Here is a 23668-nt window from a genome sequence, read left to right as displayed (position 1 = left end):
TTCATAAACCAAATATTTTATAAATTGTTATTTTAGTGCTCTAAATAATTAAATTTAATTATGAAATAAATTCTATGTGAACATAAGTTAAATAGAATATCAGAGACTGTGGCTACACAATGCTGTTGTTGCTACAGTTCAGCAACTTGAATCAGTGAAATTATCTTCAAGTTGCTGAGTATCCCAAGTAACATAATATAAGTTATGCTGAAATCAGATCGCTACTCGATTTTGTATGGTTATGACTTCAATGTACTTTCGTATTTGCTTCAGTTAAATAAGCTTTCTTCGATGTCTTATTCCATAAACACAGTTCTTGCCCTGTTTTGTTTTTCATATGTGCTTGCGGATATTTTCCTTGAATCAAGAGTGCCGAATATCCAACACGATCATCAAACAGCATGACATTACTTACTGTCTTGGCATTTTTAAGTTGACTTGCTTTTATACAAGCCGCTTTTATTTCCTGATCATGCTTGTTCCATGCCTGCTCGGAACTTCCGAAAGCTACGCTAGTCGCAGCAGAACTTGCCACAAAACCTAAAATAGAAAGATATTTTAAAAATATACGATATCTCAATATCATGATGATTGTCCTGTAAATTCGAGTGTCTGGATCTATACTGAAACAATCTGATGAGATAATCTAGCAATTTACACATGCTGTAACAGCAGATATTCAGGATTACACATATCTCTGAAAAGTTGTCCGTGATTTAGATTTTAAAATATAGATCAAAGACTTAAAAATAGTTCTATTCTATAGAAGCATTACCTGACTCACGTAATTCCATACAGTGATCAATAATTTCTCGCGTCTTATCGCTTGCCGAAATTATAATTATGACTATTAATTAAAGCGCTAACTTTGCTGTGTGGCCCTGTCTATGTGATGCTATAGCTTGTGATCTTGAAAAGCCCATCCCTTTTTAAATATATCTTGCGCTTTATCTATTTTTATGTATGATTGAGTAATCACTCAATTAATATATTTATCTATGGCCCGTCCTCGTAGTGAAGATAAACGTAATGCAATTTTAAATGCTGCTATTGAAACATTGGCAGAACTTGGAGAGCGCGCATCTACTTCAAAAATAGCCAAAGTCGCTGGTGTAGCAGAAGGTACTTTATTTACTTATTTCAGTAATAAAGAGGAATTACTCAACCAATTATACCTTTCGCTAAAGGCCGAACTGCGTCAGGTCATAATGCTGAATTATCCGAACAACTCAGACCTACAAAGCCAAATGTTTTATATCTGGCAAAGCTATTTGGACTGGAGTTTAGATGCCCCACTCAAACGTAAAGTGATGGCACAGTTGTCGACTTCAGAACAAATTACAGAGCAGAGTAAACACATTGGTATGCAAACTTTTTGTGATTTTACTAAGACTATTCAAGAACATATTGATGACGGCAAATTAAGAGATTATCCACCCTTGTTTATCGGTTCGATTTTGGGTGCACTTGCCGAAGTCACACTCAACTTTATTGCCCAAGACACTTCTCAAGCTGATCTTTATCGGAAGTCAGGTTTTGAAGCGTTTTGGCATGCAGTTTCAATGTAGATAAAGACTCAAGTAAGGATGTGCAGCATTCTTATTTTTTAAATTAATTAATGAGTGATTAAATACTCATTTAAATAAATCAAAATAAGCACTTATCTCAAGTTCTTATTTACAGATATAGCTTGTTCCACTCAAGGAAAATAAAATGACTATTTCAAACGCAACAGACTTGCCTTCTCCCGTCATGTCATCACAGCAGCACAATGGAAAATATAGCAATACACGGCCGAATCTGTACACACATTCTTTCGGAAAAACGCTAGGCTTAATGTGGAAATTTCTATTTAACAAACCCAAAAATACGGTGCCAAACCGAGAAATTCCTGTGTTAAGTTTATCAAAAGAACAACTCATGAGTGCCCCAGACCGTTCTCTATTTCGTCTTGGGCATTCGACCATTTTATTAAAATTGCGTAATGAATTTTGGTTAACCGATCCTGTTTTTTCTGAGCGTGCCTCGCCTTTTCAATGGATTGGCCCAAAGCGTTTTCACCAACCACCGATTAGCATTGCGGACTTACCTCCCATTAAAGGCGTGATTTTGTCGCATAACCACTATGACCATCTCGACTACCATGCAGTAATCCAACTCAAAGACAAAGTTGAACACTTCTTAACACCACTTGGTGTTGGTGACACACTGATTAAATGGGGCGTGCCAGCAGAAAAGGTTCAGCAACTTGACTGGTGGGCAACAACCCATGTAGATGGTCTTGAGCTGATTGCTACCCCTGCCCATCATTTTTCAGGCCGTGGTATGGGTGATAGCAACGCAACGCTTTGGGCATCGTGGGTGATTATTGATAATGATCTACGGGTGTTTTTTAGTGGCGATACTGGTTATTTCGATGGGTTTAAAGAGATTGGACATCGTTATGGTCCTTTCGATCTTACCATGCTAGAAACTGGGGCCTATGATCCAGAATGGCCAGATGTTCACATGCAACCTGAGCAAACTTTACAAGCGCATATCGATTTAAAAGGACGTCATTTGTTGCCTGTCCATAATGGGACTTTTGACTTGGCGCTTCATGCTTGGGACGATCCATTTGAACGAATTGTGGCTTTGGCTCATCAAAACGACTTAGCGATTAGTACCCCTCAAATGGGTGAAGTATTGAACTTAAACCAGCCAAATGTCGAAAATTATTGGTGGCGTTCGTAATTTTTTCAATCATTTTAAATTATTTACGTTCCTCAATTATCATTTAAAGGTATTTAAATTCAGTGATATAGCCCTATTGTTTTCCTCTATATTTTCTTTTAATAAAACTGGGACTAACTTTGTCTTAGTTTTATTATTGACTTAAAACACAGACTGCATTAGTCTGTGTTTGTAATTGATCAATTATGAAATGAAATGGCTTATATCACTAGTAGCGTCGAGTATGCGATTCACTGTCTTCTTTTTCTTGTAAAGAATGAAGATAAACCATTGAGTAGTAAGGATTTAGCTGAATTGCAAGGCGTCTCTCCTAGCTTTATGGCCAAGATATTTCCTAAACTTGAAAAGGCAAAACTTGTTTTGGCGCAAGAAGGTGTTCGTGGCGGGTATTTACTGGCCCGATCTGCTCACGAAATCAGTTTTCTTGATATTGTGAATGCAATTGAAGGTGAAAAACCGCTTTTTGAATGCCAAGAAGTACGTGGAAAATGTGCGGTCTTTAACAATGCCCCACCCGATTGGGCAACCAGTGGTGTGTGTGCAGTGCATGCAGTTATGCTACAGGCTGAAAAAGCCATGCGAGATGCTTTAGGTGCTCATACACTTGGTGATATTGCAGACCGTTTTGGCCGTTATGCACCCGACGTTTTTTTTAGTGATGTAAATGGCTGGATCAATGAACGCATTGAAGGAAGAACAGCAAAAATGCGGAAAAGTAAAATATCACGGGATACGCCCGACTAATGAGCTTATAGGGCTTTCATCCCTAAGGTAAAACTTCTCTAAACGTTTTAAACGCCTTCTCAGATTTTTCGGACAGTCAGAGAAAGGATTCGCTCACCCAAAATTTTGGGATGAGCTGGAATTTACATGTCCGAAAAACCTATCAAAAGGATAATCAAATGAGTAAGCGTATTATTATTGCAGGTTCTGGCTTTGCTGGCTTATGGGCTGCACTTGCCGCACAACGAGCAATTCATTTGGCTGCGCAAGAACAAAATATTGAAGTGCTGATGGTTTCCCCGAGTCCGAATGTTGATATTCGTCCTCGTCTTTATGAAGCCGTACTTGAAAATATGTATCCTGATATTTTAGACATATTAAATGTCGTTGACGTTAAATATGTGGCTGGCTGGGTAAATGAAATTGATACTACTGGCCAAAATCTTGTGATTACAACGATCCACGGCGATCAACAAAGCTTAAGTTATGACCGTTTTATTCTGGCAACTGGAAGTACTACTTTTATGCCACCTATACCGGGGCTTATTGAACATGGATTTAGCGTAAGTACATTAGCAGATGCTGAAAAACTAGACCAGCATCTTAAAAACTTAGCCAATAAACCTACAAATGCAGCACGTAATACCGTAGTCGTTGCTGGTGGTGGACTTACAGGACTTGAAACAGTTGCCGAAATGCCTGAACGCCTGTGTAGCATTTTAGCTGAAACTGATGTTCGTGTGGTTTTAGTCGATTCATCAGCAGAAATTGGTGCAGCATTGGGTGACGAAGCTGCAGTGGTAATTCGAGAAGCTCTTAGCGAACTCGGCGTTGAAGGTAAAGCTGGGCTACGCGTTACTGCACTTGATGCTTCTGGAGTAACACTTTCTAACGGCGAAAGAATTGAAACAGAAACTGTCATTTGGACTGCGGGCATGCGAGCGAACTCGTTGACCTCACAAATTGTAGGTGAAAAAGATAATTTAGGTCGTATTTTAGGTGATGTTTATTTACATGCACCAGAGACAAAAAATATTTTTGTGACGGGTGATACTGTAAAAGTTCCAACCGACAATTTAGGTAATTTTAACGTGATGTCATGTCAGCATGCCATGAGCCTAGGTCGCGTAGCGGGTTACAATGCCGCGGCAGAATTGGTAGATTTGCCATTACATGCGTATAGCCAACCAAAGTATGTGACTTGTGTCGACTTAGGCCCATGGGGAGCACTTTACACTGAAGGATGGGATCGAAAAGTTCAATTTGTGCGCCACGAGGCGAAAAAAATTAAGCAAGAAATTAATACGGTATGGATTTATCCGCCAGTTGCAGACCGTGAAGCTGTTTTTGCTATAGCAAATCCTGATTTTGTAATTGTTCCTTAAAATTAGTTTTGCTAATGCAGATCATTTTATTTAAGTCTCCTAAAAGTAAAGCCATCACTGGTTTTGCTTTTAGGTTTTTTGAGTCATTAAGTTATGATTTTTCTAACTCTTCTATTATGGCTAAAGCCGTTTTTTTAGCAGAAAACGTGTTTTGTCCTATAATTAATGTGTGTTGTGATCATTGTCAATGAATCTAAAAAATATCATAAATCATATCTAATCAATGCTTAGTCTAACTACTACAATCCTTTCTGAATATCGGAAAATCATAATTTTGGTATGTAAAAACACTGATCTTGCGAAAATTTTTTCTCTATTCTAAATTAGAAGCCTTAGTTCATGAACTTAATTTACTATTTTTGAAAAAATATACTTATAATTATGAACTAGATTTTATATAAACATAAGTTAAATAAGATATCTAAGACTGTGGCCTAAACAACATTGCTGCGCAAGATGCTGTTGTTGCCACAGCTCAGCAACGTGAATTCTAAAAGTTAATTAACAATCATCACTCACTCTGTTTATGCAGCATATTAGTGAGAAGCATGTTTAAACCTAACTCAAAAATTTGATCCTGATCTTCTGTTGTCCAATATGACTTAGCGTCTTCCAATAACGGATATTTGTCTAATTTTAGGTTTTTACCTGCTAGCTGATATCCTTTAGCTTCATCAATTCCTACCCCTATTAAGTAATAATTTAAAATTCTCAAAAAATAACTCGCATCTTTTACAGCTAGATTGGCATTCTTGAAAACGAGCAAAATCCCATTCATAAAGTTATATCCAATATCTGTATTCAATGGATGAACAGCTAAGATAGGAAAAAATTTTGGATATTCCTGAGATAATTTTCTCCATTGTTTTGCTATATACATTAATTGTTCTTTGGGATTATTTACTTGATTTTTAAAATTAATTTTTGAAACCAAAAAATCTACGATTTGATCAAGAATTTGTTCTTTATTCTTCATGTGATAGTAAATACTCATAGCTTCACAATTGAGCTTGTGAGCAAGCTTACGCAGACTGAAGCCGTCTATACCGCTCTCTTCTATCATCCATAAAGCGGTTTGAATAATTAGATCCTTCGACAAATTGACTTTTGTTTTTTTGTGATTCTCTGTTTGATTTGACATAAAAGTATTTACCTTATAATCTACCTTACAGTGTAAGTTTAGCAAAAAAAGGAATAAAAATGAAGCACACATTACAAAGTTGGGAACATCAAGGAAATTACCTGCCTTTTAAGGATTATAAAATCTTCTATAAGTTTTCACCTAAACTGAATGCTCAAACAATTTTCTTAATTCATGGTTATCCCACGAGCTCATTTGACTGGGCAAAAATCTGGGATACATTAGCTGAGAACTATCAAGTGCTTGCTATCGATTTACTTGGATTAGGATTCTCTGATAAACCAAGTAAATATGTATATTCGGTTCAAGATCATGCCAATCAAGCTATTGCCTTGATTGAGTATTTAAAGCTAGAGGAAGTTCATTTAGTCGGTCATGATTTAGGGGTAGGAATCATTCAGGAATTGCTCGATCGACAGCAGAACTACCTTTTAGCATTTAAAGTTAAATCTTCTGTTTTTATGAATGGCAGTTTATTTCCTGAAGTATATCGCCCTCGCCTAATTCAAAAACTTATGGCATCTTTTGTTGGACATATAATTACGTCGTTCTTATCTTTTCGTGTTTTCTCAAAAAATATGAAAAATATGTTTGATCAAAAGAATCAGCCAAGTGATTTAGATTTGGAACAATGGTATCAACAATTAAATATAAATCATGGAAAAAAGAGTCTAGTTCAATTAAACCGTTCAATTTTCGAGAGGTTTAAGCACCGTGATAGACTTGTCAATGCTTTGGTCAATAGTCAGATTCCGCTATTACTGATCAATGGGAAAAGTGATCCTAACTCTGGTGAACATATGGCACAAAGATATAAAGAAATTATTCCTAATCACAAAGTGATTGAAATTGAAGATTGTGGACACTGGACTCCTTGGGAGCAGCCAACTATCGTAGGAAAAGAAATAAAAACTTTCTTATCTTCATTTTGAATATTGATTTAATAAGGTTAAAGCTGATGTATCAAATGATGAGCTGAAACTAATTATTCACTCACTGGACGGTTTTATAATTTTTTTAATCACATGCTCATGTGTAGGTACAAGTCCTGCTTTTAATCCGAGTGGTTTAAATACTTTATCTAACACAGATTGAGTAAGTTTGCCTTTGTCTTGTTCAATATCAGTGAGTGTCCGACGACTTATACCAACCAGAATAGCATATTGTTCTTGTGACATACCCAGTAGATTTTTTCGCAGATACGTCAACAATTCTCCCAGCGTAATTTCACTCAATAAATATTGTGTGTATAAATTAATAAGAACTTGCTGACGGTCTTGTGGCTGATTTTTTATGTTCATAAAAGTTCCCATCTTTTCAATTTAGCTTCAATGTAGTCAAATGAGAGTACAGGCATCTCTGTAATTTGCTTAGGCACGCCTTTATCTATTAATCGCTGTTTTAGTCCAACAAACTTGGTTGCTAATGATTTCAAAGTGTTTAAAGATAAATTGGGATCGCACCACGGCGCAAGTTTTTGTGTAATTTGAATCCAGCGGTATTCGCCACCTTCTTCATATGGGCTTCCTCAGGTTGTCGATCTAATGACCTGCTCTGGATCTGCTTTCATCGGTGCAAAATCATAAATCGGAGCAAGAAAAACATGTCCAGATTTTTTTAAAAACGACGTATTGCGCCCATGATTATCTGAATTACAGAAAATAATATTGAGTAAATCTCTTTGTAGCCATTCGCAAACGAAATGAGCTGAATCGAAATCAGCTTCAATAGTAGTAAGTAAACTACAAAGTCTTTCAATAACATCAAAGTGATTAAGATGACTACCAGCGGACTTATTCAATATAGAATAAACAGATTCTATTCCATGACGATGCCATCGTTGATTACACCATTCAGTATCAAATCTTGGCAGCCACAATGAAGGATATTTTTCACCTTCTATGAGCTTCATTTCGGTCGTTTCAATCGTACTAAAGCCTAGCTCATTTAGTTCATGATAATAATAATATTCGGCTCTGAGAATATTACAGTCAATTTCACTACGATTATTTCTAGGGAATTTAACTAAATAGTGTTGGTCAGGCTCATCAAAGTTTTGTTGATATGTATCAATCCAAACTTTTTGATCCGCTGAAAGACGAAGAAGTAGTTTTGGTGCTTCCCCACTTGCACCACCACTAATCGCACCCATTTGCTGTGCATACTCTAGAAAATCAGCATTTATTTTCTCAAAAATAGCATAAACAAGAAAAAATGTGAATATATTTGCTCAAAAGCACTTAATCTATATATTTAATGTGCAATTTTTTGCTCAGAACTTAAAAAATCTTGTAAAAATGTATGATTTAATGAAATATAAAACAGATATACTGAAAAATAAGATTAATCATTCATATAGATCAACATTTGGGTGTGTTTTATGTGAGATATCGCCATGTTTTTATGGAAAATATAAAACCTTAACCGAAGTATAATTATATACTTCGGTTAAGGACCGTACATCATTTATTAGAAGAAACTTTCAATCTTATAGATACCTTACGTACCAAAAAGAAAAATAATGGAACAAAGAAAATTGAAAGCAATGTGCCGGATATCATCCCTCCTGTCACAGCTATACCAATTTCTCTTCTACTCGCTGCACCAGCTCCTGTTGAAACTGCCAGTGGTAAAACACCAGCAACAAATGCCAATGAGGTCATGATAATGGGTCTTAATCTTTGACCTGCACCCTCAATAACAGCCTCTATCAATGACTGACCCTCTGCTAGTTTCGCTGCTGCGAACTCTACAATAAGAATCGCATTTTTAGCTGAAAGACCAATGGTTGTTAGCATCGCGACCTGAAAATAAATGTCATTAACATATCCTGCAATACTAGCTGCAATAACAGCACCAATTAATCCAAGAGGGATAACAAGCAAAACGGAGAATGGAATTGACCAACTCTCATATAATGCAGCTAAGCATAAAAAAATAAATATGATAGATGCCAAATATAACCAAATCGTCTGACCACTCGCTAACTTTTCTTGATAAGACAAGCCACTCCATTGAAGACTAAAGCCTTGTTGTTGATCAATTAACTTTTGCATTTTATTCATTGCAGCCCCTGAACTTTCACCAGTTGCGGCAGAACCTTGAAGCTGAATAGATGAAAGACCATTAAAACGTTGCAACATCTGCGGTCCCATTTGCCAATTAACAGATGAGAAACTAGCAAATGGTGTCATCTCTCCTGTCGTTCCTCTTACATACCACTGACCAATGTCTTGTGGTAATGACCTATATGCCGCATCACCTTGTAAATAAACGCGTTTGACACGACCTCTATCAATGAAGTCATTAATATATGAACCACCCCATGCAGTTGATAAAGTACTACTAATATCAGTCTGTGCTAAACCGAATGCACTTGCCTTACGTTGATCAATATTGACCTGTAATTGAGATTTATCTTCGAGTCCATTTAATCGAACCGCGGCAAGTCCAGAATCTGCACTTGCCTCTTTTAGAACCGTACTTTGCGCAGCTAACAAAGCATCTCGCCCTTTACCCTCCGCATCTTGCATCCATAATTCAAAACCACTGGATTGACCTAATCCACGTACCGCTGATGGGGAAAGTACTTGAACCCGCGCTTGTTTCATTGAGCGAAAATGTGCATTTGCACGAGAAATAATTGCCTCGGCAGTATTATCTTCTCCCTTACGATCATCCCAATGTTTTAGACTGGCAAATGCCATACCTACATTCTGACCACTACCAGCATTATTTCGTCCCATAACCATAAAAATAACGTTCAAGTTATCTTTCTCATTCGTCATGAAATACTCTGAAATTTGGTTACCTATTTCTTGGGTTTCAGCTAAGGTCGAGCCCACAGGCGTACTAAATTGGACCATGACAGAACCCTGATCTTCTTGTGGGAGGAAGCCCGTATTCATTCGTGTGTATTGCCACCCTAATAAAGCAGTGATCACAACAAATAAAACCATAAATATTTTAGGTTTACTGATGATCTTAACGAGTAAATTACGGTATTTGGACTGACTTAGCTCTACTTTTTGATTGAACCAAGTAAAGAAACGTCTCTTTTTATGCTGATGATTGTTAGGTCTAAGTAAAGTAGCACATAAGGCTGGAGATAAAGTTAGGGCAACCACAGCAGAAAGTACCATTGCTGAGACTAATGTCACAGAAAACTGCCGATAAATCATCCCTACGGAGCCACCAAAAAAAGCCATCGGTAGAAATACAGCAGACAAGACCATCGCGATACCAACTAACGCACCTGAAATTTCTTTCATAGAAATAAGCGTAGCTTCTCTTGGATCAAGACCTTGCTCATGCATTACACGCTCAACATTTTCTACAACGACAATGGCATCATCAACCAAGAGTCCAATCGCCAATACCATCGCGAACAATGTCAATGTGTTAATGGTATAACCCAATACACTCAGAATTCCAAAGGTACCTAACAAAACCACTGGAACAGCAATTGCAGGAATTAATGTGGCGCGCCAACTTTGTAAAAACACGAACATCACAATAATGACAAGGAAGATTGCCTCAGCTAGGGTCTTAATCACGCCTTGAACAGATGCTTCTACAAATGGAGTACTATCACGTGGATATGCCACCTTTAAACCTGCTGGCATGGATGCTGTTAATCTTGAAACCTCTGCTTTAACACGTTCAGCTGTTTCAAGGGCATTTGCACCTGACGCTAACTGAATTGACATACCTGAAGCATATTTACCATTCAATCTCGTGGTCGTCTGATAACTTTCTGCACCTCGTTCGACACGAGCAACATCTTTTAACAATACTACACTGCCATTTGGCTCAGTCCGCAAAATAATATTTTCAAATTGTCTTACCGTTTGTAAACGAGACAATGCAGTAACAGTTGCATTTAAAGCTTGGTTTTCTTTAGTCGGTAAAGCTCCAAGCTCACCTGCTGTGATTTGAGTATTTTGAGCTTCAATAGCAACTCTAACATCGGATGGCATCAAGCTATAACTATTTAGCTTATGCGGATCAAGCCATATTCGCATCGCATATTGCGCACCAAATACTGTGATCTCACCAACCCCATCTACCCGACTTAGGGGGTCTTGAAGTGTACTTACCATGTAATCAGATATATCAACATCTGATCTTGCACCACTTTCATCATAAAGAGCAAAAACTAACAGACTATCTCCTTGAGACTTTGTAACGGTTATGCCCTGTTGTTGAACTTCTTGTGGTAAACGACTCAATGCCTGATTTACTGCGTTCTGTACCTGAACTTGAGCTGTATCTGGATTCGTATTTTGATCAAAACTCAAACTAATACGAGTCTGACCTGCTGAACTACTTGTAGATGAAAAATAAAGTAAACCATCAATTCCCTTAATTTGTTGCTCTAATATTTGAGTAACACTATCTTCAACTGTACTGGCTGATGCACCAGGATAGTTTGCTGTTACATTTACACCAGGAGGTGCAATATCAGGATATTGCTCAACAGATAAAGTGAAAATGGAAATTGCACCCATCGCCATAATGCATATGGACAGTACCCAAGCGAATATCGGACGAGCGATAAAGAAACTAGACAGCATACGAAAATTCCTCAGCGAATGGGTGTAGGTTCAACGGCCATACCAGCACTTAATCCTTGCAGACCTTCGACAACAACTTTATCTCCAGAACGCAAACCAGATAATACTAACCATCGATTGTCTATGGCTTCGCCTAAAGTAATCGTTCTTTGTTCAATTTTATTCCCTTGTCCAATAACCCATACAAATGCCTCACTATCAGCATTTCTAATTTCAATCCCTTGGGGAATTAATAAACTTTTTGGACGTGGTCCTGTACCAAGTTGTGCCCGCACATACATTCCTGGCAATAAAGATTGATTCGGATTTGCAAATGAAGCTCTTAATGTGACACTCCCAGTTGCTTCATCTACTGTGATATCGCTAAACTTAAAAACTCCCTTTTCTTGATAGTTCGTTCCATTATTCAACTCCAAACTTACAGTTAACTCCTCAGGCTCTATTCCATCTTCTGTAAGTTGTTTCCGAAGCGCTATATATTCATCACTGGATTGAGTTAAATCTACATACATTGGATCTAAATTCTGAATAGTTACTAGAGCATCTACTTGACTAGATGTTACAAGGGCTCCACGTGTAATCGCAGATCGACCGATTCTCCCCGAAATTGGAGCTGTGATTTGAGTATAGTTAAGATTGGTTTGTGCAGTTTTTAACAATGCTTTATTAACGTTCACTGCAGCCTTTGCTTGCGCATAAGCTGCTCTCGCATCATCAAGCTCCTGACGACTAACACCATTGACACTAATTAATTGCTCATAACGTTCAGCTTGAAGGCGAGTTGAATTTACAGTTGCCTGAGCCAATTCAAAATTACCTAATGCCTCTGCAAGACTATCTTGATAAAGCGTTGAATCAATTTTATAAAGCGGCTGCCCCTTTTTAACATATGAACCCTCTTGGAAAAGCTGTGCAACAACTACACCATTTACTTGAGGTCTAACTTGTGAGACTTCAGATGCAACTGTCCGGCCAGCTAATAGCCGGTCAGTTTCTATAGTTTCAGGAGTTATGGTCATCACACTCACCTGCTGTGTTGCTTTTTTTACAGGTTGGTCTGAATCACACCCATTTATAAAAGGGAGTAAAACAATGGAAAAAAATATTTTATAACAAGTAAATCTCAAATCAGGCATATCTAGAACCATAGACTTATAGATAATTTATTTACTTTACTGTAAAGTAAATAATATTGATAGGTTGAAAATTGTAATTAACCAGAATCTTGCTTTTGATCAGATGAATCATATGTTGATAACAAGGTAGGCTTCTAAACAAATGGGACGAGTTAATACTGAGCACTGAGTTAGGAATCCTTAAGCATCTATGGTTTTGCTTTAAGAATTCCAATAAATTGCTTCAAATTCTAGAAAGAAATCATCAATTAGACAGAATAATTGGGTACTATCTAACATAAGGACTGGGTTGTGAGTTTTGTGTGGTAACTCAACTGATGGCTCTATCCTCTTTTTTTAGTCAATTTCTTATCCGCGATTCAGGTTAATTATGTTAAAGAAAAGTCGAGGACGTCCTTCTAAAGCTCGTCCAAATATTATTTTGGCAGCACGTGAGCAATTTCTTGAACATGGTTTAGATGTAAGTTTAGATAAAATTGCGGTAAAAGCAGGAACTACGAGACAGACACTTTATAATCACTTCCCAACAAAAACAGCTCTACTCATTGAAATTTTTGAAAACTTCAAAGCAGAAATGGAAACACCATTTGATGAGAAGAATAATTTAAATGAAATAATGATGTTAGAGCAGCTATTAATACAAATTGGCCAAACTGTTCAAAATCATTTCTACAATACCAACGTAATTCGTCTTCAAAGGTTAATCATTATAGCATTAGTAGAAATGCCAGAAATACTTGAGCAGGTTCAACAACGTACGTATGGAAGTATCAAAAAATCGATGATCAATATTCTCGAAACAGCTAACAATGCGGGAATTATCAAAATTTCAAATTCTGAAGCAGCAGCTAAAGCGTTCCTTGGCGCTGTTATGGGCTATGCGTATCCTGCAACGTTATTAGGTGGTGCAGTTCCCACTTCTGAAGAGTTACAACAGTTGAATGAAGAAGCCTGCCGTACTTTTCTAAGCGCGTGGCAATTTAAAATTGAAATGGATAGCTCGAAATAATTAGATTTTGATGAGCGTAAATATCTGAAATTAACACATCAGATATTGCCTCTAGACGGGTTGTAACAGATTTCGCTAAAGAAGAGATTGAACCTTCATTGCTAAAAAATTTGCCTTTAGGCGAACTTACGCCTGCACGTGATGTTGCCGAAATGGTTGCTTTTCTTGCAACAGGACGCTCCTGTCATAGTACTGGTGCAACAATTGACATTACCAGCGAAGATTACGCGTGTTAGACATTTAATATAGTAAGCAAACATAAATTCAATAAAATTAATCATGTATCTAATCATTAGATTATTCTATTCAGCCTTATCAACTCATTGATAAGGCTGAACTAAGGTCATCATCATGAATTAAACTGAACGAGTGATACCGCCATCTACACGAATATTTTGCCCTGTGATATAACCTGCGCCTTGTGAAGCAAGAAAACTGATAGTTGCAGCAATTTCTTCACTGGTACCATAGCGTTGCAACGGCACAGATTGGCGACGTTGTTCGGTTTCAGGCAAACTATCAATCCATCCTGGTAAGATATTATTCACACGAATATTTTTTGCCGCATATTGATCCGCTAAAATTTTAGTAAACGAAGCCAGTCCTGCACGAAAAATAGCTGAAGTCGGAAACAGGTCACTGGGTTCAAATGTCCACGCACTCGAAATATTGATAATCACCCCTGCATTCTGCTTTTCCATGATCGGAATGACTAAGCGAGTGGCGCGAATAATATTCATTAAATAAGTATCTAAACCTAAATGCCATTGTTCATCAGTGATTTCCAAAATAGGCGCACGTGGACCGTGTCCTGAACTATTGACTAAAACATCAATCCTCCCCCATTTTTGATATGTTTGCTCAATCAGCTTGTTGATATTAGCTGTAGATTGATTGGTACCTGTTACGCCAATGCCGTCGAGTTGTTTAGCAAGCTCTTCTCCTCTACCTGAAGAAGAAAGAATACCCACATGGTAGCCATCTTGATGTAATTTTCGTGCGGCGGCTGCCCCCATACCACTTCCACCAGCCATGATTAATGCTACTTTTTCTACAGTCATTTGTGCTATCCTCTAAATGTTTTATGATCGAATATATATAAATACTGCAACTAGAATAGCATTAAGCTCCGTTGATCTGGTTTGACCTTTTCTCTTAATTGAATGTAGAAAAACTATAGTATGACGTTACTCAATCGCTTACCACCTTTGAACGCATTAAAGGCCTTTGAGGCCGCCAGTCGGCATTTAAATTTTAAATTCGCTGCCGAAGAGTTACATGTCACTCAAAGTGCAATTGCGCAGCATGTCCGTCATTTAGAAGAAGAATTGGGAATAAAGTTATTTGAGAGACATTCGAAAGGCGTAAACTTAACAGCTAATGGTCGAAAATATGCCGCGAGCATTACTCAGGCTTTTAGTTTAATTTTTGAGGCAACTCAATCGTTTCACCATTCAAATCAGCAGATTACATTGAGTGTTACACCAACTTTTGCAGCGAAATGGTTAATTCCTCGATTAAATCAATTTAGACAATCTCATCCTGATATTGATTTGCAGATTTTGGCTACAGAACGAGTTTCCCATTTTCAAAATGATGCTGTTGATTTGGCAATTCGTTATGGTAAACCACCATTTGGTACAGGTTTAAATACTGAATTACTGTTGCAAGACACCTTTATTGCGGTGGCAAGTCCTGAGTTAATCAAGTCACTTAAGCTATCAAATCAGGAATCTTTAGAGATCAGCACCTTAGACCAGTTCACCTTATTACATGATGCACATAATCTTTGGCCGCATTTTATTGAGAAATTAAAATTCAATAATACGCAAAATCTATTTAAAAATATCCGCTTTAATCAGACTGCACTTGCGATTGATGCTGCTATTGCTGCTCAAGGAGTTACTTTAACCCATCCAATATTTGTACATTCAGAGTTAGCGTCTGGAATACTGGTTAAAGTTTTTCCACAGGAGTTAGCCATGGAAACAGGATTTTATGTCGTTTATCCACGTCATACCGTTGGTGCTGAAGCCTTATCGAAAGTTCATCATTGGCTATTTACTCAATTTGATCAGCCAAAAGCATCTGATTAAACTCGTGTTGAAGATGAGGCTTAGTATGTTGATATTAAAATATTTTTTAAGTTCATAGTTAATTTAAAAAGATATTCTGTTTTTCTTTATAAAAAATAAATTCGCAATTTTCACCCTATTCTATACAGCATAACAAAATTCAAAATCTTTTATAAAAACATGACTTGTTAACAAAATTAATTATATATTTTATATATAAATAATAAGAATAATGATTTATATAATTTAATGAGAATCATTATTGATAATTAATTATCCATATGTTACTTTTTGTAACGCTTTTCCGTCCGTAACAGGTTCAAAGCAATAGAAAGGCAGAAAACCGATAGCGCGCATTTTTTATTATGGAATTAATCTTATGTACAACTTCTTCCCTTTGAGACATGCATTTAAAATGCATCCTCTAGTACTTTCTATGGCTTTAACTATTCCATCTGTTGTTTATGCGGAAGAAAAAACAGAAACAGTGGCTTTACCAACAATCAAAATACAAGCAAAAAGTGAAAATTCAGCGATTACAGAAGGGACTCAAAGCTATACAGCCAAAAGTACAAATACTTCAACAAAATTAAACTTGTCCCTTCGTGAAACACCTCAATCTGTCAAAGTTTTAACACGTGAATATTTAGATGACCGAAACATTGATTCTTTTCAAGATTTAATGAATACCATTACAGGTGTTTCAACCTCGCGTACCGATGAACGTCAGTCTGTTTACGCTCGAGGCTTTCAGGTCGATTACTATTTAATAGATGGAATGCCGAGTACCACAAACTTAGGTGCAGGTGACCTTGATTTAGATATTTATGATCGTGTAGAAGTTGTTAAAGGTGCAAATGGACTTACCACAGGTGCTGGTAACCCTGCAATGGGGCTGAATATGGTCCGTAAACATGCCAATGCAAAAGAATTGACGGGTAATCTGAGCACTTCATTCGGTTCTTGGAATGCATGGAGTAGCTCTGCGGATATTTCTACTCCACTGAACGAAGATGGTTCACTTCGTGGACGTATGTTCGTCAAACATGCTGATGAAAAATCCTTTATGGATTTTTATGAAAAAGAACGCAATGTATTTTATGGTGCGATTGATTACGATTTGAGTGATAAAACTAGTATGTCACTAGGCGCAACTTATCAAGAGTTACAACGTGATGGTATTCGTTGGGGAGGCACTCCAGCATTTTATGATGATGGAAGTCGTACTAACTTTGATCGAAGCTTAACGGTAACTGCACCTTGGACTTTTTGGGATGTAAATACCACAGCAGTATTCGCCAATTTAAAACAGAATTTATTCAATGATGTTAATTTAAATGTTGCATATACCTTTCGTAAAGAAGATGTAAATACCCTTCTGCTTTACACTGGAGGGCAAGTAAACAAAGCAACCAATACCAGCCCACTGAAAAATAAACCTGATCCTAAGACAGGTAAAATCACAGATAATGTTTCAGTATATGGCTCTGAAGCAAGGAATGAAGAAAATAACATTGATCTTTTCATCAACGCGCCTTTTACACTATTTAACCGCCCACAAGAAATAATTATTGGTGGTTCATGGAATAGAAATGAGAAGACCAAGGATATTTTTGGGGGATCCAATACTAAAAATGAAGTCGAGAAGTATTTAGGCGGTCCGCTCGACTATAACAATATGGCACAACCACTACTTCAATCTGTCATTTTGAATGGTGTAAATGCTCTGAATCAAACGACTCAAACTTCAGCTTATATTTCTGGTAAATTTCAAATTCTCGATCCATTAAAAGTGATTGCAGGGACGCGATTATCTAATTGGAAATATGAGTCTGAAAATGGTGTAGGCAATCGTGAATTTAACAATGAAGTAACACCTTATATTGGTGCTATTTATGATTTTGCAAAAGATCATTCTGTTTATGTCAGCTATACAGACATTTTTAAACCACAAAGCCGTAAAGGTGTGAATGATCAATATCTAGATCCTGCGAATGGTAAAAACTACGAAGCTGGTTTAAAAAGTGAATGGTTTGGTGGACGTTTAAATACAGCTTTATCACTATTCCGCATTGAACAATCTAATTTTGCTGAAGCAATAACAGGACAATTTATTGTACGTAATGGTCAGCTTACAAATGAACAAGCTTATCGTGGTGTAGATGGAGTTGAAAGTAAAGGCTTTGAATTTGAAGCAGATGGGGAAATTAATGAACACTGGGGCGTTAATTTTGGTATTGCTAATTTTGAAGCAAAAGATGCAAAAGGTGTAAAGGTTAATACAACGAATTCACGTACAACATCTAATCTATTTGTGAAATATAAAGTAGATCTATGGAGTGCTGGACTAGGTTTAAATTACAAGAGTAAATACTATACGGGTACTGGAAATACACGTATAGATCAAGATGCTTTTGTACTTGCTAGTGCGATGTTAGGCTATCAAGTTGATAAAAATATTAAGCTTCAGCTGAACGTTGACAATATTTTTGACAAGAAATACTACGAAGGTATTGGTGCAAACTCTATGAATTGGGGTACACCAAGAAATGCCACATTAAGTGTCCGCTATAATTTTTAATCCATTTTAAATTAAACCCTCTATTTTATTAGAGGGTTTCTTCTATAGTCTTGCTATATTGGATATTTAAGGTCTCATTTTACGATAAAGTATAATGAAATTAAGCTATCGCACGCTGCGCAATAGCCAAAGCCTCATCCAAATCCGCTTTTAAATCGTCTATATGTTCAAGTCCTGCATGTAGGCGCACCAAATATCCACGACTAGGCAAATGACTTTGAGTTCGATAAGGTATACCAACTGGCAAAATCAGACTTTCAAATCCACCCCATGACAATCCGATGTGGAAAAGCTTTAAAGAATCAAAGAAAGCCTCTACAAAGCGCGGATTGTTTTGTTTTAGGTAAAAGGAGAATAAGCCTGTAGAACCAGAGAAGCTCTGTTGCCATAATTTGTGATATGGATTCATTACTAAAGCTGGATGGTTTACCAGATCGATTGCTGGATGTTCATTTAGATAATGAGCGAGTATTACGCCATTCTCTTCATGCTGTTTTAAGCGAACGGCTAAACTACGCAATCCACGCGATGCTAGATAAATATCATCTGGACTTGTTGTTTCACCAAAAAAATGTACAACTTTATTTAATTGCTCTATGGATGCTGCATTTGCTGTTGCAGTTCCCATGAGAATGTCAGAATGCCCACCAATATATTTTGTGACAGCCTGAATTGAGACATCTGCTCCATGTTTTAAAGGTTGAAAAAACAATGGGGTTGCCCAAGAGTTATCTACTAAAACCTTGGCATTCATTTGATGGCTTATTTCTGAGATTGCGGCAATATCGCTAATTTCAAAAGTAATTGAACCTGGTGACTCTACAAAGACCACACTGGTTTTTTGATTAATTTTGTTGTTTAACTCATCTAAATCACATGAGTTAAAGTATTCAACATGGATTCCCAGTTTGGGCAACATACTGTCTGCAAAACTTCGTGTTGGCCCGTAAATATTATCAGCAATCAGAACATGATCACCTGCTGCAACAAATGCCATTAATGCATGAGTACAAGCCGATAGTCCAGATGGGAAAACCATGCATCCTGCACCATCTTCTAATGCATTAATTGCACTTTCAAAAGACTTTGCTGTAGCAGCACCAAAACGGCCATAATGTTTATAAACACCACCATTTTGCTTATGATCTTCCCATTCTTTAAAACTATTGACGACGATAGTTGAACCTCGATAAACAGGTGTGTTCACCAAACCATCAAAACGCTGAGGGGTTCTTCCCAAATTTATGACTTGTGTACAAAAGTGATTCATAGCAGCACCTGCATGATTTCTAACAAATATTTCTACAACTAATGATAGATAAAATGCATAGAATTTTTATTTTAAATAAATCACTATTTTTCAAATAATATAGAATATAAATCCGTATTTGAATATTTAATGGGAATTTTATTCCCATAATGACATGATAAGGTAAATATTTATAATGTGGCTGATTGATATGCTTATTGCTTTATTAAATAATTTTTTAAGGGGCATTTGTTTAAAAATATGATTCGTAGATCTGATTTTTATTGGTAATTTACTTTTTCTACTATTTATTGCTCGCTACTCGCTAATAGTTAGACCATCCGTTAGCGTTTGGAAAATACTTAAAATCACAATTTCATCAAGCATATTGTGGTTTAAATTCATTTAAACAGAGATCGGTGGTATTTCAAACTTTTTTAAAATCTGGACGTCTTTTTTCTAAAAATGCAGCCATACCCTCCTTAACGGTGATATCAAAACTAACTGCTGCAATAGCTCGTGCTTCTAGCTCTAAATGAGTTTCCAAACTATTTTGATGGCTAGAAAGTAGTAATTGGCGAATATTATTGAGTGCAGGCAAAGGCTGATTTGCCAACAAAGTTACATTTTCTTTTACTTGTTGATCAAAGTCTGCATCTGAAAAAACCATTGTTAATAATCCATATTCAAGTGCCGTATTTGCACTCATTTTTTTATTTATCATTAAAATTTCCTGAGCTCGTCGCAAACCCACAATTTTGGGTAAATACCAAGTGAGCCCTGCATCAGGACTGAGTCCTATACCAGTATATGCTGGGCAAAATTGAGCTGAATCTTTTGCTATAACGATGTCACCAATGAGCGATAAACTCATACCAGCACCAGCTGCAGTGCCATTTACAGCAACTAAAAGTGGTTTATTCATTCTAATAAAACGGGAAATCGCGAGATGAAGAATTCCAGCAAGTTTACTTAAAAATTCTGAGATATTATCACCAGCAGCTTGAAACTCTTCTAAATCACCGCCTGTGCAAAAAAAGGGACCTTCTGCACTTAGAACCACACAGCGTATGAATTTATTTTGATCACAATAAATAGCTGCCTTTAATAATTCTTCAGCAAGATTTAGCGTGATGGCATTGCCGCTTTTAGGTCGATTTAACTTGATATACGCTATATCATTTTGTACTGTAACCAAAATTTCCTTGTACATACTTAAATCCTTATACTGATTAAAATAATTAACCTGCAGCTTAAAAATGGATTGCCTTAAAATTTTCAACGATGAGATTGTTCTATTTATCTATCGCTTATATAAAGTGTATTTACACAGAAATGAATAGAATTATGAAAGAAATTATTATTCGAAAATTTTTGGATAAATTGATAAAAACGCTGATTTTATATTTGAGAAAACTAAATAATATTAACCAGAAAATGCTCTACCAAACAAATTCCGTGCAATCACCCAACGTTGAATTTCATTGGCGCCTTCATAGATTTCTCAAATTTTGGCATCTCTATAGATAGATTCCAGTGGATAATATTCCCCTGTTTCTTTAAGCTGTTGGACAAAGCCATATGCACCACAAACTTGAATTGCATCTCGGGAGACCTCTACAGCTAATTGGCTGCCTGCAATTTTAGACATTGCTGCTTCAATTTCTGCGTTACCTTCAATATCATAACGATAAGCAGCTTTAATATATAAATTTCTGGCATTTTCAATATTGAGTGCGTGGTCAGAAAAAGTATATTGCCAATGTTGAAAACGGGCTAACTCTTGACCAAAAACTTTTCTGTTTTTGCTGTAATGAATAGCATAATCAAGCGCTGATTGAGCCATGCCTACGCCTATCGCACCAATACCCATTCTTCCAAGAGTCAAAGCAGCTAAAGCAACATTGAGTCCTTTTCCAACTTCACCAACAACATAGCTATCTAAAATAAAAACATCGTTAATGTGTACGTCTGCTGTAAGCTGTGCCTTATTGCCCATTTTTATATCTGGATCTCCAACATGAATATTTTTATTGTCCATATCAATGAAAAACATGGTCAAACCGTTATCTGTAGCGCATAACACCAAAATATATTCTGCAACAACTGAGTTGGTAATCCAGCGCTTATGTGCATTAACAATCCAGCCACCTTCTACTTTTTGGGCATAGCTCTGCATAGATTGAACACTTAAATCTGTACTAGTTAATGGCTCACTTGTTGCGAATGCTCCAACAAAGGTACCTTTTACCAATTTACTTAAATACTTTTCTCGCAAATATGAGCTTGCTTTATTTAACGTATTGCCGACCAATAGCGCTTGGCCATCAAATAAAGCAGAGGTGGTGCCAGCTGAATAATAAGCAAGCTCTTCCATAACCGTTAAAGTCGCTAAAGTTGGATATTTTAAACCACGTCCTCCAACATCTTTTGCAAAAGGAATTTGGTATAAACCATGTTCAGCCATGAGATCAAAAACTTCTCTTGGAAAACTGGATTTACTTTCTATAGTATTATTTAATAAAGGTGCTTTTGGTTTAATATACTTCTCAGCAAAATTTCGAGCTTCATTCCGAATTTCTTTGGTTTCTTCAGGCAAAAAAATATCATTAAACATTTTTTCAGAATTTCTGATTAGCATATCCATATGAATATTCCATATTATCATTAAGAAAAATTATATAAATAAAACAAAAAGTGCCGTATAGCACACCTCCAAAATGGATACTTTTGACATTCCATTTTATAGATTACTTGTACATGATAAAGGTATTAATTTAACTGTTTGCCTTTGATATGTATAAATGTTCTTTTTTAAAAGCGATAGCCAATACCCATGTAACTAATCAATGGATCAACATCAATTTTAACTTTTCCTGAAATCAGGTTTTGATTGTTATTTTGGTTATTTACATCAATTTTAGCGTCAACATCCATTTTCGAATAAGACAATGAAGCTACAGCAAACCAATTCGAGTTAAAGTCATAATTAAATCCGACACTAAATACTGGCGCAAAAGTATTTCTGGTGCTGATTTTAATAATCGGTTTAGCATCTGAACTTATGCCAGCGAGGCTATCCCCCGCTTTACCTGTGAGAATATTCTGCACCCGATGACCCGCAAGAATGAGATCATTTTCAATCCCTGAATTGATTTTTACATTTTCTAAATAGGCATATAGTATGCCAACACCAACATATGGACGAAATTTGTTAATACCGCTTATACCAAACTGATAATGGGCTTCAATTGCGGGCATCCAAACTTTAGTATCGATTGCATATTTGGACTGAGCAAGATCAGTTACATAGATTTGTTGTGAAATGGGGATGTTATTTGTACCAATAAGTGCCGTTGATGTTGGCGGCAGATCAACCTGACCAATAACAGGAGCATATATTTCACCAATTCCTTTTGCCTTAACCTTAGGTGGTATACCCGCTTTAAGTTCTAACGAAATATTATCATTTAAATAATAATTAAACATGATACCTAGGGTATTAATGTCTTCAACTTCCAGGCCAGTATTAGGACTCGTCCAATTAGAGGGTTGATTTAAAGTAACAGTACCACTTAAATCAGCTGAAAGACTTGATATACCAAGACCTTGTATAGTTGAAATTACCGTATGTACTTGTTGCCCTTGAATTGTTGATTGATCAATTGCACCCAGAATATTCTGGGTTGTGACATCACCTACTGTATAAGTACTACCTGCTGGGATCGTTGTCGTAATATCTATATTATTTGCATCACCTAAGGGTTTGGCATACAACCAGCCGATAGAAATCGAATAGCGTTTAAAATCTGTTTTATCACTCAATTTAAAATAGGGAGTGGCATAAACAGTTTGTGCAGATATAGCACATATACTTAAAGTATATATATAATTTTTTAATTTCATGGATCCATCCTGGATAATAGGTTTTAGTAGTTTGAATGAATATTTGACGACAAAATTGAATTCATTTGTATCGTCAAAAAGAACTAATTTATTAAAATTTTTTAATGATGACATAAAGCCATTTTTTTATTTTGCTAAAAAAAAGTAGTGTTCT

Annotated in this window: 19 protein-coding genes and 3 pseudogenes; 9 read left to right on the top strand and 13 right to left on the bottom strand. The window is 36.5% G+C overall.

Features of this window, described 5'->3' with window-relative positions:
- Nucleotides 1–247: 247 nt before the first annotated feature.
- A complete protein-coding gene (locus FHR28_RS09840; protein ID WP_166782497.1) occupies nucleotides 248–586 on the bottom strand; it encodes a hypothetical protein in 339 nt (112 codons plus the stop codon).
- A gap of 412 nt (nucleotides 587–998) precedes the next feature.
- On the opposite strand from FHR28_RS09840, the gene FHR28_RS09835 reads away from it, so the two are divergent.
- From FHR28_RS09835 to FHR28_RS09820, 4 genes are all read left to right on the top strand, one after another.
- The gene (locus tag FHR28_RS09835) at nucleotides 999–1568 is read left to right on the top strand and encodes a TetR/AcrR family transcriptional regulator (protein ID WP_151957740.1); all 570 of its coding nucleotides are present in this window, start codon (nucleotides 999–1001) and stop codon (nucleotides 1566–1568) included.
- Nucleotides 1569–1713: 145 nt separating this feature from the next.
- Nucleotides 1714–2733, top strand: coding sequence for an MBL fold metallo-hydrolase (locus tag FHR28_RS09830; RefSeq protein WP_166782496.1), 1020 nt, complete (start codon nucleotides 1714–1716; stop codon nucleotides 2731–2733).
- Between the two features lie 195 nt (nucleotides 2734–2928).
- A complete protein-coding gene (locus FHR28_RS09825; RefSeq protein WP_166782495.1) occupies nucleotides 2929–3477 on the top strand; it encodes an RrF2 family transcriptional regulator in 549 nt (182 codons plus the stop codon).
- 158 nt (nucleotides 3478–3635) lie between these two features.
- Complete coding sequence (locus tag FHR28_RS09820; RefSeq protein ID WP_166782494.1) at nucleotides 3636–4841, top strand: NAD(P)/FAD-dependent oxidoreductase; 1206 nt, start codon at nucleotides 3636–3638, stop codon at nucleotides 4839–4841.
- 91 nt (nucleotides 4842–4932) lie between these two features.
- Here FHR28_RS09820 and FHR28_RS09815 read toward each other — a convergent pair.
- Both FHR28_RS09815 and FHR28_RS09810 read right to left on the bottom strand, forming a co-directional pair.
- Nucleotides 4933–5007, bottom strand: a pseudogene (locus tag FHR28_RS09815) (type 1 glutamine amidotransferase domain-containing protein); the annotation flags it as partial.
- 345 nt (nucleotides 5008–5352) lie between these two features.
- Nucleotides 5353–5982: a TetR/AcrR family transcriptional regulator gene (locus FHR28_RS09810; protein ID WP_166782493.1), complete on the bottom strand. Its 630-nt coding sequence runs from the start codon at nucleotides 5980–5982 to the stop codon at nucleotides 5353–5355.
- Nucleotides 5983–6041: 59 nt separating this feature from the next.
- On the opposite strand from FHR28_RS09810, the gene FHR28_RS09805 reads away from it, so the two are divergent.
- Nucleotides 6042–6914, top strand: coding sequence for an alpha/beta fold hydrolase (locus FHR28_RS09805; RefSeq protein WP_166782492.1), 873 nt, complete (start codon nucleotides 6042–6044; stop codon nucleotides 6912–6914).
- A gap of 57 nt (nucleotides 6915–6971) precedes the next feature.
- Here the strand turns inward: FHR28_RS09805 and FHR28_RS09800 are convergent, their stop codons facing one another.
- The 5 genes and pseudogenes from FHR28_RS09800 to FHR28_RS21910 all read right to left on the bottom strand — a co-directional run.
- On the bottom strand, nucleotides 6972–7283 hold the full coding sequence (locus FHR28_RS09800; RefSeq protein ID WP_166782491.1) for a helix-turn-helix domain-containing protein: 312 nt from the start codon (nucleotides 7281–7283) through the stop codon (nucleotides 6972–6974).
- A pseudogene (locus tag FHR28_RS09795) lies at nucleotides 7280–8164 on the bottom strand (HipA domain-containing protein); the annotation flags it as partial. The pseudogene FHR28_RS09795 and the gene FHR28_RS09800, both read right to left, overlap by 4 nt.
- A gap of 280 nt (nucleotides 8165–8444) precedes the next feature.
- A complete protein-coding gene (adeE, locus tag FHR28_RS09790; RefSeq protein ID WP_166782490.1) occupies nucleotides 8445–11558 on the bottom strand; it encodes a multidrug efflux RND transporter permease subunit AdeE in 3114 nt (1037 codons plus the stop codon).
- Between the two features lie 11 nt (nucleotides 11559–11569).
- A complete protein-coding gene (locus FHR28_RS09785) occupies nucleotides 11570–12694 on the bottom strand; it encodes an efflux RND transporter periplasmic adaptor subunit (protein WP_166782489.1) in 1125 nt (374 codons plus the stop codon).
- Nucleotides 12695–12791: 97 nt separating this feature from the next.
- Nucleotides 12792–12973, bottom strand: a pseudogene (locus tag FHR28_RS21910) (IS982 family transposase); the annotation flags it as partial.
- Between the two features lie 91 nt (nucleotides 12974–13064).
- On the opposite strand from FHR28_RS21910, the gene FHR28_RS09780 reads away from it, so the two are divergent.
- Nucleotides 13065–13703 (top strand): TetR/AcrR family transcriptional regulator, encoded by a 639-nt coding sequence (locus FHR28_RS09780; protein WP_154130901.1) that lies wholly within the window; start codon nucleotides 13065–13067, stop codon nucleotides 13701–13703.
- Between the two features lie 98 nt (nucleotides 13704–13801).
- Nucleotides 13802–13939, top strand: a complete 138-nt coding sequence (locus FHR28_RS09775) for a hypothetical protein (RefSeq protein ID WP_228722052.1) — start codon at nucleotides 13802–13804, stop codon at nucleotides 13937–13939.
- Between the two features lie 120 nt (nucleotides 13940–14059).
- On the opposite strand, the gene FHR28_RS09770 is transcribed toward FHR28_RS09775, so the two are convergent.
- Nucleotides 14060–14764 (bottom strand): SDR family oxidoreductase, encoded by a 705-nt coding sequence (locus FHR28_RS09770; RefSeq protein WP_166782488.1) that lies wholly within the window; start codon nucleotides 14762–14764, stop codon nucleotides 14060–14062.
- A 120-nt stretch (nucleotides 14765–14884) separates the two neighbouring features.
- Here FHR28_RS09770 and FHR28_RS09765 point away from each other — a divergent pair, with 120 nt between their 5' ends.
- On the top strand, nucleotides 14885–15799 hold the full coding sequence (locus tag FHR28_RS09765; protein WP_166782487.1) for a LysR substrate-binding domain-containing protein: 915 nt from the start codon (nucleotides 14885–14887) through the stop codon (nucleotides 15797–15799).
- 358 nt (nucleotides 15800–16157) lie between these two features.
- Complete coding sequence (locus tag FHR28_RS09760) at nucleotides 16158–18359, top strand: TonB-dependent siderophore receptor (RefSeq protein WP_374759587.1); 2202 nt, start codon at nucleotides 16158–16160, stop codon at nucleotides 18357–18359.
- 100 nt (nucleotides 18360–18459) lie between these two features.
- Here the strand turns inward: FHR28_RS09760 and metC are convergent, their stop codons facing one another.
- The 4 genes from metC to FHR28_RS09740 all read right to left on the bottom strand — a co-directional run bounded on the left by metC (nucleotide 18460) and on the right by FHR28_RS09740 (nucleotide 23514).
- On the bottom strand, nucleotides 18460–19629 hold the full coding sequence (gene metC / locus FHR28_RS09755) for a cystathionine beta-lyase (RefSeq protein WP_151958000.1): 1170 nt from the start codon (nucleotides 19627–19629) through the stop codon (nucleotides 18460–18462).
- Nucleotides 19630–20035: 406 nt separating this feature from the next.
- Nucleotides 20036–20806, bottom strand: coding sequence for an enoyl-CoA hydratase/isomerase family protein (locus tag FHR28_RS09750; RefSeq protein WP_228722051.1), 771 nt, complete (start codon nucleotides 20804–20806; stop codon nucleotides 20036–20038).
- Between the two features lie 306 nt (nucleotides 20807–21112).
- Nucleotides 21113–22255: an acyl-CoA dehydrogenase family protein gene (locus tag FHR28_RS09745; RefSeq protein WP_228722050.1), complete on the bottom strand. Its 1143-nt coding sequence runs from the start codon at nucleotides 22253–22255 to the stop codon at nucleotides 21113–21115.
- A 167-nt stretch (nucleotides 22256–22422) separates the two neighbouring features.
- Nucleotides 22423–23514, bottom strand: a complete 1092-nt coding sequence (locus FHR28_RS09740; protein ID WP_166782486.1) for an OmpW/AlkL family protein — start codon at nucleotides 23512–23514, stop codon at nucleotides 22423–22425.
- Nucleotides 23515–23668: the final 154 nt, after the last annotated feature.

Origin of the sequence: Acinetobacter sp. BIGb0196 (genome assembly GCF_011759595.1) — a bacterium.
Lineage (GTDB): Bacteria > Pseudomonadota > Gammaproteobacteria > Pseudomonadales > Moraxellaceae > Acinetobacter > Acinetobacter guillouiae.
This window is presented reverse-complemented; position numbering and strand designations above follow the sequence as displayed.